10 protein-coding genes are annotated in these 11,142 nt (G+C 48.5%); 3 read left to right on the top strand and 7 right to left on the bottom strand.

Annotated elements, in window-relative coordinates; all coding sequences use genetic code 11:
* Positions 1 to 228: 228 nt before the first annotated feature.
* The 7 genes from Q0V82_RS11130 to rpmH all read right to left on the bottom strand — a co-directional run bounded on the left by Q0V82_RS11130 (position 229) and on the right by rpmH (position 5,153).
* Positions 229 to 783 carry a spore coat protein U domain-containing protein gene (locus Q0V82_RS11130; protein ID WP_297575731.1) on the bottom strand — a complete coding sequence of 185 codons (555 nt, stop codon included), beginning with the start codon at positions 781 to 783 and terminating at the stop codon, positions 229 to 231.
* A gap of 112 nt (positions 784 to 895) precedes the next feature.
* Positions 896 to 2,230 carry a tRNA uridine-5-carboxymethylaminomethyl(34) synthesis GTPase MnmE gene (mnmE, locus tag Q0V82_RS11125; protein WP_297575729.1) on the bottom strand — a complete coding sequence of 445 codons (1,335 nt, stop codon included), beginning with the start codon at positions 2,228 to 2,230 and terminating at the stop codon, positions 896 to 898.
* 20 nt (positions 2,231 to 2,250) lie between these two features.
* Positions 2,251 to 2,667: a hypothetical protein gene (locus tag Q0V82_RS11120; RefSeq protein ID WP_297575728.1), complete on the bottom strand. Its 417-nt coding sequence runs from the start codon at positions 2,665 to 2,667 to the stop codon at positions 2,251 to 2,253.
* 68 nt (positions 2,668 to 2,735) lie between these two features.
* Positions 2,736 to 4,385 (bottom strand): membrane protein insertase YidC, encoded by a 1,650-nt coding sequence (gene yidC, locus Q0V82_RS11115; RefSeq protein ID WP_297575726.1) that lies wholly within the window; start codon positions 4,383 to 4,385, stop codon positions 2,736 to 2,738.
* 33 nt (positions 4,386 to 4,418) lie between these two features.
* Positions 4,419 to 4,628 carry a membrane protein insertion efficiency factor YidD gene (gene yidD / locus Q0V82_RS11110; protein WP_182076222.1) on the bottom strand — a complete coding sequence of 70 codons (210 nt, stop codon included), beginning with the start codon at positions 4,626 to 4,628 and terminating at the stop codon, positions 4,419 to 4,421.
* Positions 4,601 to 4,978, bottom strand: a complete 378-nt coding sequence (rnpA, locus tag Q0V82_RS11105; protein ID WP_288843507.1) for a ribonuclease P protein component — start codon at positions 4,976 to 4,978, stop codon at positions 4,601 to 4,603. The genes yidD and rnpA overlap by 28 nt, the downstream gene beginning before the upstream one ends.
* 40 nt (positions 4,979 to 5,018) lie before the next feature.
* Positions 5,019 to 5,153 carry a 50S ribosomal protein L34 gene (gene rpmH / locus Q0V82_RS11100; protein ID WP_173533027.1) on the bottom strand — a complete coding sequence of 45 codons (135 nt, stop codon included), beginning with the start codon at positions 5,151 to 5,153 and terminating at the stop codon, positions 5,019 to 5,021.
* Between the two features lie 314 nt (positions 5,154 to 5,467).
* On the opposite strand from rpmH, the gene dnaA reads away from it, so the two are divergent.
* The 3 genes from dnaA (at position 5,468) to gyrB (ending at position 10,736) form a co-directional block, all read left to right on the top strand.
* On the top strand, positions 5,468 to 6,856 hold the full coding sequence (gene dnaA, locus Q0V82_RS11095) for a chromosomal replication initiator protein DnaA (protein ID WP_297575723.1): 1,389 nt from the start codon (positions 5,468 to 5,470) through the stop codon (positions 6,854 to 6,856).
* 244 nt (positions 6,857 to 7,100) lie between these two features.
* Positions 7,101 to 8,207: a DNA polymerase III subunit beta gene (gene dnaN / locus Q0V82_RS11090; protein WP_288843512.1), complete on the top strand. Its 1,107-nt coding sequence runs from the start codon at positions 7,101 to 7,103 to the stop codon at positions 8,205 to 8,207.
* A 99-nt stretch (positions 8,208 to 8,306) separates the two neighbouring features.
* Complete coding sequence (gene gyrB / locus Q0V82_RS11085; RefSeq protein WP_297575721.1) at positions 8,307 to 10,736, top strand: DNA topoisomerase (ATP-hydrolyzing) subunit B; 2,430 nt, start codon at positions 8,307 to 8,309, stop codon at positions 10,734 to 10,736.
* The last annotated feature ends 406 nt before the right edge of the window (positions 10,737 to 11,142 follow it).

Raw genomic sequence — 11,142 nt, 5'->3', positions numbered from 1 at the left:
ATTTCACCCATTTAGTGACCTGCATCGCCGTTGCACTTACTAGTTGAATCCGCCTATTTTAATAGGATTGCCATCATAAGACTTTGTAAAAATACCCTTGTTTACAATGACTTATTTTGTTTTTGGCGATTGAGGTGTATTTATTTTCTTAAGCTAAATTTAATTTGAAAGTTGCTTGAAATTAAATTCAATTAATTAAGGTGGATTTATTTCAATTATCTTTTGTTGTTACGGATTTATTGTAAGTATAACAACGTCATTGTAGCGACCGATGATTTGGTTTTGATAGTCGCTTTCTTGTACTGTGGCAGTGAGGGTGATATTGATATTTTGGCCATTACCTGTGCCTGCACTCGGGTTGACGCTGAGTCCATACGGCAGCCATGCGGCTTGGGTCGCATGTTTCATTCGTCGCTGCGCGCCTGCTGCGTATAAACCATCGTTCAATTGCAATTTAAATGGCGTGCCACTCACGCAATTAATTTGTGTGTTGGCATTGATGCTTTTATTGCCGTTGGCTAAATCGCCAAAATCCATATTGATGGCATTGCTATTGATGAATTTACACGCAGATTCAACAAAAATGCGAACTCGCATACTACCGCCCGATGAGGCGAAGCTGGGCGCGCTTAGCGTGAGCGCCATGCCGAGTGCCACTAAAAATCGTAAGTTGTATTTGGCCATGACGCGGTTTTGTCCTGATGGATTCGGGTTGCCATTGCTTGCACTGAGCGGCAGCTGAGTTTGATCTTGGGCGGCATTTGCTCGCTGGCGCTTTGCCACGCAGTTTGGCATTGCTCAACGACTTTGGCGTGCAAAATCAGCTCTTTGGCCATGCTCGGGCTCAGGTAGCAAAGTAAGCTTAAGCAATACAATGGCGCATGGCGAGGCATGGTTATTTGCCGATACAAAAGCGGCTAAAAATCACGCCGAGTAGGTCGTCAGAGGTGAATTCGCCGGTGATTTCGTTGAGGCTAAGTTGGGCCAAGCGCAGTTCTTCGGCCAAGATTTCAATTTGCAAATAGCAGGCATCCGCAGTGTTGAGGTGCTCTCTAGCTACGCGAATCGCGGCGAGGTGGCGCTCGCGAGCGATAAACACCCCGTCGTTCATACCCTGCCAACCTATCTTCTTCAACAGCTTATGTTTTAACTCTTGCAGACCAATACCCTGCTTGGCAGAAACATGGATTTCATCGTCAGCGATTTCGCCGGCTTGATCGCCAGTAAGATCGATTTTGTTAAACACGCGCAATACGGCTAATGAATCGGGTAGTTTGGCTAAAATTTGTTGGTCGTGCTCGGTGATGCCTTCGCGGCTATCGAGCAGCAAGAGTGCTAGATCGGCTTTTTCTACTGCAGCCCAGGTGCGCTCGATACCGATTTTTTCTACGGTATCATCGGTGTCGCGCAAGCCCGCAGTGTCGATAATGTGTAGCGGAATACCGTCGAGTTGAATTAGCTCACGGACAGTGTCGCGGGTGGTGCCGGCAATGTCGGTAACAATGGCCACGTCTTCGCCAGCCAGCGCGTTCATCAGGCTGGATTTGCCGACGTTGGGTTGGCCAATCAGTACTACATGCATGCCCTCACGCAGTAATTTGCCTTGCGTGGCGGTGTCCATGACGCGCGCGAGTTGGGCGCTAATGGTGTGTAATTTACCGCGCGCATCGGCAGCTTCCAGAAAGTCGATGTCTTCTTCGGGAAAATCCAGCGTGGCTTCAACCAGCATGCGTAGATTAATCAGCGCGTCGACTAGCGTATGCACTTCACGCGAGAAGGCGCCATCGAGTGATTTGATGGCGGATTTGGCCGCGGCCTCTGATTGTGCGTCGATAATATCGGCGACGGCTTCGGCCTGCGCTAAATCGAGTTTGCCATTCAAAAAAGCGCGCTTGGTAAATTCACCCGGCTCGGCGTGGCGTGCGCCCAGTTCAATACAGCGTTTGAGCAGCATATTCATCACCACTGGGCCGCCATGGCCTTGGAGCTCTAATACGTCTTCACCGGTGAAGGAGGCTGGATTAGGAAAGAACAGGGCAATGCCTTCGTCGATGGTGCTGCCATCAACGGCTTGGAAATGGGCAAAGTGGGCAAAGCGCGGTTTGAGCGGGCGTGCAATGAGGCCGGAGATGATGCTTTGGATGTCTTTGCCAGAAATACGAATCACCCCAACGCCCCCTCGACCCGGTGCGGTAGCAATGGCGGCAATGGTATCGGGGGTATAAAGCATGATGGGCTCGTGGTGTGTGTTTAAAAGGTTTCTTGGTAAGCGGTGCATAGTTGAATGCGCCAGTCATTTTGCTGCTTAATGAGATTATACGTGGTCTGGAATTGTGTTGGCAGATGAGGTGTAGTTCGGGTAATTGTCCAAGTTATATTGGCGATGCAATGAAACGGCCCTTGTGGAAGAAATGCACTGATTTGGTAGCACGCATTAATGAAATTATCTTTACGATAGTGCTCACATAACGCTTGCATATTATTCAGTAAGGCAGCATTTTCCGCGAAATGAGAATATTGTCCTTGCTGCGCTATGCCAGATGGTTTGGAAAAATGAGCCGCGATACTAGAAGCGTTAAGTTGGTTATAGCTTAAGCAGTAGCTATCAAAGAAATGAGTTATGTCGAGGGGTATCGAGTTACAACTACTTTCTAATATATTGCTCATTTATATACCTAGTAAATAAAAAAACGCCACCGCATGAGGCGATGGCGTTGATGATGTTCGGATCTATTTTAACTCTTCGCTGCTTTAGCTTGTCGTTCAATTTGCTTGGTAATCACATATTGCTGAATGATCGACAAGATATTGTTCACAACCCAGTACAGCACCAAACCAGCTGGGAAGAAGAAGAAGAACACCGAGAAAATCAATGGCATAAACTTCATCATCTTCGCTTGCATCGGATCCGGCGGTGGTGGCGACAAGGTCGTTTGCACGTACATCGATACCGCCATAATCAGTGGCAAGATGTAGAGTGGATCTTTCACCGATAAGTCATGGATCCAGAATTCCCACGGTGCTTGGCGCAATTCAACTGCGGCCAACAACATCCAGTAAAAGCCAATGAACACCGGAATTTGCACCAGCATCGGTAAACAACCCCCGAGCGGATTCACTTTTTCCGTTTTGTACATTTCCATCACAGATTGCTGGAATTTCACGCGGTCTTCGCCGTGACGTTTTTTCAGCTCTTCCATCCGTGGTGCTAACAGGCGCATTTTCGCCATTGAGCGATAGCTGGCGCTAGCTAATGGATAGAACGCGGCTTTAAGCAAGAGGGTCACGATGATAATCGACCAGCCCCAGTTGCCAACAAGACCGTGGATAAACTGCAAGACGGCGAATAAAGGTTTCGAGAAGATGGTGAACATCCCGTAATCTTTAACCAGATCAAAGCCTTGTGCCACGGTGTCTAAACGTTTGCTTTCTTGTGGACCAATAAAGATCGGCACCGATTTTTCAAACGTTTGGCCAGCTGCAATGCTTGGCAATTGAATGATGGCACCAACGGAGAATAAATTATCCGGCAGGGCTTTCATTTCAATTTGGCAGGCATTTGGCGCGCAAGCATCACCACCGGCTTCTGGCGAGAAAATCCACGCCGAAACAAAGTAGTGCTGAATCATCGCAATCCAGCCGTCTTTGGCCCAAGGGACGTATTTCGCTTCACCTTTGCTGATCTTATCGAAATCCACTTTTTGGAATTTAGCTTCTTCGGTGTAGACCGCAGGACCGGTGAAGGTATGCGTACCAAACATGCCCGGGTTTTCTACTTTGCCGTCACGCACCAAGCGATAGTAAGCACTGGTCGTTAGCGGCGTGGTGCCCGCGTTAACGATTTGGTACTTCACATCGACTAAGTATTTGTCGCGCTGGAAGGTGTAGATTTTGGCGATTTTGACGCCGTTCGGGCCGGGCGTTTCTAAGCGAACAACAACTTCATTTTGGCCTTCAGCCAAGGTGTAGTTGCTTTGTGCCGCAGTGAAAACGCTTTTGTGCGTTGGCATGCCTTCGCCAAGTAAACCGGTTTGCGCGATGTAAACATGCTCGCCTTCATCTTGTAATAAGACAAAAGGTTTGCTTGGATCATCGGTGGCACCGACTTTAAGCAGCTCAACATGGCGTAAATCGCCACCGTTGGCGTCGATTTCAGCGCGGAATAAGTCGGTAACGACGGTAATCCGCTGTCCTTTGGCGACATTGCTTTCTGGCGTAGTGTTGGTGGTGGTGTTGCTGGTCGTTGTTGCGCTAGCCGAAGCGGCACTGGCTGTGGCACTGGCCGTTACTGTGGGCTGCGGATAACGCTGCTCCATGTATTTTTGCCAGAAAAACAGAATGCTGAAAGACAGCGCAATAAAGAGGATTAGTCTCTTAGTATCCATTTGAACGGAAGAGCTCCCAACTCGGTGGGTTATTTACGGAACAGGATCATGCCCACAGCCGCCCCAGGGGTGGCATCGACACAGACGTTTTGTCGTGAGCCAACTGCCTTTTATTGGCCCGTATCGGCTCACCGCTTCAATACCGTATTGTGAACAAGTCGGCGTGAAGCGGCAACGAGGACCTAGCAGTGGACTGATCATCAACTGATAAAGTTTCAGCAGCGTGATGATAAGGCGCGACATTGCTTGATTCGTTTAAATAAACTCAATAACGCGGCACGCGCAGCGGCCCCGTCCTGACGTGCAAACGGTTTTCGCGATCTAACGACCACATCCAGACCGAGTAGCAATTCAGTATTTTGACGAAACAGCTCGCGGACAGTGCGCTTAATATAATTACGACCTACGGCACGTTTATCGGTTTTTTTGCCGACCACCAACCCTAAGCGAGCCTGCTGGCTTAGATTGGGTTTACCTAAAACTTGGAAGTAATCATTGCTCACTGAAGCACGCAAACTAAAAACGGATGAAAAATCATCCGTTTTTAGTAAGCGTGCATCACGCGCAAAGCGGTAGCGATTTTCGCTCTGCATGCCGAGTGAATCGGAAGCAGGGGCGTTAGCTCGCAACAGCTTAAGCCGATAAAACTTTGCGGCCTTTGGCACGGCGAGCGTTTAAAACGCGAACGCCACCAACAGTTGCCATGCGAGCACGGAAACCGTGAGTGCGTTTACGTTTGATTACAGAAGGTTGGAAAGTACGTTTCATGACTAAATCCTAAGTGCTAAATGGGCAGTAAACACGCGATTTAATCAGTACTGCTAGTAGCTTGTCAAGTGAGAGTCGTAATTAACCGTGGATCGATTGCCTACCGTGCTTGTGGATAAGTATTGCACTTGCGAGTACAATGCCCCACTTCTCGGTAACTCTCAGTGGCCAATATAGGCCGTGTGAAACTTGGTTTATCTCATTCAAGGCTTTGCGCGGTGCGCCTCAAATTCCATGCCAATAAATAAAATAACATCGCCGAGTTTGGCCTTGATCTGGTGCCCGCTGACCCTAAGCCGTGGTAATTTATTCCTATGCAAATAGAAACACTCTGGCCGCATTGCCTGAATGAACTGCAGCAAAATTTAGGTGCTAGTCAATTTAATATCTGGATTAAGCCTTTGTCGGCGCAGATGATTGACGACACTTTAGTGATTGCAGTGCCCAATCAGATTTTTCTGCAATTTATCCGCGATCGCTATCTGGGTATGATCGAAATGGCCGCCGCCAAATTATGTGCCGGCGTTCCGCCGCCGATTGAGCTCAAAGTCGGCCAGATGAGCGCCCCTGCACCGCGCGTTGCTGCGCGTTCAGTCAATGCCAGTACTGATGCGACTGCGCCATCAAGCGCCGCGCCGATTAAATCAGGCAAACGCTTTGATGCTGGTGGCGCGAGCCATGAAACCACTCGCCTGAATCCATCGCATAGCTTTGATACCTTGGTAACGGGTAAAGCCAATCAGGTGGCGCGCGCCGCCGCAATGCAAGTGGCTGAAAATCCCGGCGTGAGCTACAACCCGCTGTTTGTATATGGCGGTGTGGGCTTGGGGAAAACCCATTTGATTCAAGCGATTGGTAATTTTGTGCATCAGCACAATCCACAGGCCAAAATTCGCTATATTCATGCCGAAAAATACGTGCAAGACGTGGTGAAGGCGTATCAACATAAATCGTTTGATGAATTTAAGCGCTACTACCATTCGCTCGATTTGCTGTTGGTCGATGATATTCAGTTTTTCGTCGGCAAAGACCGCACGCAAGAAGAGTTCTTCTATCTATTTAATGCGCTACTTGAAAGTGGCAAACAAATCATCCTCACTTCGGACAAAATCCCGCGTGAAATTGATGGTTTGCAAGAGCGTTTAACTTCGCGTTTTTCTTGGGGTTTGATCGTGCCGATCGAGCCGCCAGAAACTGAAATGCGCGTGGCGATTTTGCTGAAAAAAGCCGAAGCCGAGCATTTCAAGCTCGATGCCAATGTCGCCTTTTTTATGGCGAAAAACATCCGCTCCAACGTGCGCGAGCTCGAAGGTGCACTCAAGCGCGTGCTGGCATATGTGCGCTTTACTAATCAACCGATCACCGTTGAATCGGCCAAAGAAGCGCTGCGCGATATTTTAGCCTCGGGCAACCGCCAAGTTTCGGTGGAAAATATCCAGAAAACGGTCGCTGATTTTTACAAAATCAAAGTCGCCGATATGCACAGCAAAAAGCGCACGCGAGATATTGCGCGGCCACGACAAATGGCGATGACGCTGACTAAAGAATTAACCCAGATGAGCTTGCCAGCGATTGGTGATGCATTTGGCGGTCGCGACCATACCACTGTCTTGCATGCTTGCCGCACGATTGAAGAATTCCGTAAAAACGACAGCGAAATGGCGCATCAGTACAGCGTGCTGCTGCAAATGTTGCGTTCTTGATCCGGGCGGCAGATTTATAGCGAATATATATTGAATGGGGTATGTGAGTGTGAGGCTTTAGCAAAATTGCCAACAGCCATATACCCTCGTTATATGCCATACGCTATTTTGCTTTAAGTGTATTTATACCTTGAAGCGGCATCGCCAATGCTGCAAAGCTTTCGCATTCCTGATTTTGGCCTCGATTTGAGGTAGAATCGCGGATGCTACCGATAAACTAAATAAACAACTTGGGTGAGAGTAAATGCAACTGCTGCAGGCTGAACGCGATTCGCTCCTAAAACCACTGGCCACTGTAACGGGTATTGTCGAACGTCGACACACCTTGCCTATTTTGTCGAATGTACTGATTAAAAAAGACGGCGACGCCTTGTCTTTTACCGGTACCGATCTTGAAATCCAAATCAGTAGCCAACAAACCGAAGGCTTTTCTGGTAGCGATTTTGCGATTACCGTTGCGGCAAAAAAAATGTCGGACATTTTGCGAGCGATTCCCGATAAAACGGTGGTTACGCTCGAAGAGGCCGAAGGCCGCCTAACCATTAAAGCGGGCAAAAGCCGCTTTGCGCTGCAAACTTTGCCAGCGGCTGATTTTCCTGAATTAGCCGTTGATACCAATCTGCGCGCAACCATTCGCTTGCCACAAGGCCAGTTAAAAGCCTTGCTCGGCCGCGTGCAATTTGCGATGGCGCATCAAGATATTCGTTATTACCTCAATGGCCTGTTTATGGTTACTGACGGTAATTTACTCAAACTGGTGGCAACGGACGGCCATCGTTTAGGCTTTGTTTCTACTGAATTGAGCACCTCGTTTGAAAAAAACGAAGTCATCTTGCCGCGCAAAACGATTTTGGAATTATTTAAATTGCTGTCGGATGTGGATGACGAAGTCACCATTGATATCGCCAGCAATCAAGTGAAGTTCAGCTTTGGCAAAATTGTGATTCATAGCAAAGTGGTTGACGGAAAATTCCCCGATTACAACCGCGTGATTCCACAAAATAACGACAAACTTTTAACCGTTGATCGTCAGGCTTTATTGTCGTCGATGCAACGTGCGGCCATTTTGTCGAATGAAAAATTCCGTGGTGTTCGTCTGGTACTCACCGACAGTACCTTAAAGATTTTGTGTAATAACAACGAGCAAGAAGAGGCGCAAGAAGAAGTCGAAGTCGGATACAGCGGAGATACGCTGGATATTGGCTTTAACATTCAGTATTTGCTCGACGTATTGACCAATCTGTCGGTTGAAAACTTGCATTGCTATTTTGGCGACGTCAATTCGAGTGTGCTGGTGACGATTCCAGATAACGAGCACTTCAAATACATTGTGATGCCAATGCGTATCTAGGCTGCGGTGAGTAGGGAGTAGGGAATGGGGCTCTCGCCCCAGTTTTCTGCGCCTCACTCCCTAATCCCCACTTCCTAATCCCCATACTCCAAAAAAGCCATGAACGAAGAAAAAAACCTCCCGCAAGCCCCAGAGAGCGCCCAGTCAGCTGACTATGGTGCAGATAGCATTCGCATTCTGAAAGGTCTCGAAGCTGTTCGTAAACGCCCCGGCATGTATATCGGTGATACCCAAGACGGTACTGGTTTACATCACATGGTGTTTGAAGTACTCGACAATGCCATCGATGAAGCATTGGCCGGGCATTGCGACACCATTCGCGTCATCATTCACGCCGATAGCTCGGTGAGTGTTGAAGACAATGGTCGCGGCATTCCAACGCAAATTAAAGAAGACGACGAATTTAAGCGCTCAGCCGCTGAAATCGTCATGACTGAATTGCACGCGGGCGGTAAGTTTGACCAAAACAGCTACAAAGTTTCGGGCGGTTTGCATGGGGTAGGGGTATCGGTTGTTAATGCGCTGTCTGATTGGTTGCGCCTAACAATTCGTCGTGATGGTAAAAAACATACGATGGAGTTTCGTCATGGTGAAGCCGTAGCGCCGTTAAAAGAAGTCGGTGATACCGAGCGCCGTGGTACTGAAGTGCATTTCATGGCTTCGGTAGAAACCTTTGGCGTGGTTGAGTTTCACTTTGAAATTCTAGCCAAGCGAATTCGCGAACTGTCGTTTTTGAACAATGGCGTCAACATTCAGCTATTGGATCGTCGTAGCGGCAAAGAAGAAACCTTTAATTACACCGGTGGTGTCAGTGGTTTTGTTGAATACGTCAACCGCACTAAATCAGTTTTGCATCCACATATCTTTTACGCGCTGGGCGAAAAAGACGGCATGAGTGTGGAAGTGGCGATGCAATGGAATGATTCTTACCAAGAATCAGTGCAATGCTTTACCAATAATATTCCGCAGCGTGATGGCGGTAGCCATATGACGGCACTGCGCCAAGTCATGACGCGTACACTGAATCAATACATCGACAGCCATGACTTTGCCAAAAAAGCCAAGGTAGAAACCGGCGGTGACGATATGCGCGAAGGCTTGACCTGCGTGCTATCCGTTAAAATGCCAGATCCAAAATTCTCTAGCCAAACCAAAGATAAATTGGTTTCGAGCGAAATCGGCCCGGTGGTCAGTGAAGTCTTAAGCGGCGCGCTAGCCGACTTTTTGATGGAAAACCCACTCGACGCCAAAATCATTTGCGGCAAAATTGTCGACGCAGCGCGAGCGCGTGAAGCGGCGCGTAAAGCGCGTGAAATCACCCGTCGTAAAGGCGTGCTCGATGGCTTAGGCCTGCCGGGTAAATTGGCCGATTGCCAAGAAAAAGACCCTGCAATGTCAGAAATCTACCTCGTTGAGGGAGATTCTGCGGGTGGCTCAGCCAAGCAAGGCCGCGATCGTAAATTCCAAGCGATTTTGCCACTCAAAGGTAAAATCCTCAACGTTGAACGCGCTCGTTTTGATCGTATGCTCGCCAGCCAAGAGATTGGCACATTGATCATGGCGCTCGGTTGTGGCATTGGTAAAGACGATTTTAATATCGAAAAACTGCGCTATCACCGCATCATTATCATGACCGATGCGGACGTGGATGGCTCGCACATCCGTACCTTGCTGTTGACCTTCTTCTATCGTCAGCTGCCAGAACTGGTTGAGCGTGGCTATATCTACATCGCGCAACCGCCGCTATTTAAAGTCAAACAAGGTAAAAACGAAACTTACCTTAAAGACGAACAAGAGCTCAAACAGCACTTGCTCCGCGCCGCAATGAATGGCGCGCAGTTATCCACTGGCGCTGATGATGTTGTCATTAGCGGTGAAGCACTCGAAACGCTATCCAAGCAATTTATCTTGACCGAGTCCGTGATTGAGCGCGAAAGCCGTTTCCTTGATCCAATGATTTTGAACGCCTTGCTCAAAATTAAAGCCCTTGTTTTGGACGATGAAGCCAGCGCCAACGACAGCATCGCTCGCCTAAGCGCCGCAGTGAATCATCCGGTATTTCAGTTTGCCGCTGAATCGGTGGACGCTGGCTGGCAAATTCGCATCGAGCGCCGCTTGCATGGCGTGGTAACGATGCAATACATCGACAGCGACTTCTTGTTGTCGGGTGGTTACGCCCAAATTGCCCGCACGGCCGACGCCTTAATCGGCCTTATCCACGCCGATGCCGTGATTCGCCGTGGCACCGCCGAGCAGCCAGTGAAAAGCTTTAAAGAAGCCCTCGATTGGTTACTCGCCGAAGTGCGCCGCAATATGAGCATTCAGCGCTATAAAGGTCTGGGTGAAATGAATCCAGAACAATTATGGGAAACCACCATGGACGTCACCGTTCGCCGCTTGCTGCGCGTGAACATCGACGACGCCATTACTGCGGATGAAGTATTCACCACATTAATGGGCGACCAAGTCGAACCCCGCCGTCAATTCATCGAACAAAACGCCCTCGTAGCGCGCAATCTCGACGTTTAAAAAATATTTTTTAGTCAGTACCAAAAAGCCACCGCATGCGGTGGCTTTTTGTTTGCTTGGGTATTGCCATGCAAGGCTTATTTGTTAATGACTGCATAGTGATGCTTTGATTAGCGACCCAACTCAGCACAATCTCGTAGGAGCGGGCTTGCCCGCGAAAGCAATGCCAATATCAGCTGAATCTCCCCAATTGACGACACTTTTGTAGGTAAGCCTGCGCCTACAAGTGCCAGTTTTTTGCTTGCAGAGATGGTTTACTGATCATGGTTTTTGGTGGGTATTAACATGAAAAGCTTATTTTTTTAATGGCTGTGTGGCAATACATATCAATAAGTGGGGCGAGTAGGGTGTGAAAATGGCATGTTCAAATTACGTGTTGATCATGATTAAAGCTTCGCGGCATTCC

It is taken from the genome of uncultured Deefgea sp. (assembly GCF_947072475.1).
Lineage (GTDB): Bacteria > Pseudomonadota > Gammaproteobacteria > Burkholderiales > Chitinibacteraceae > Deefgea.
This window is presented reverse-complemented; position numbering and strand designations above follow the sequence as displayed.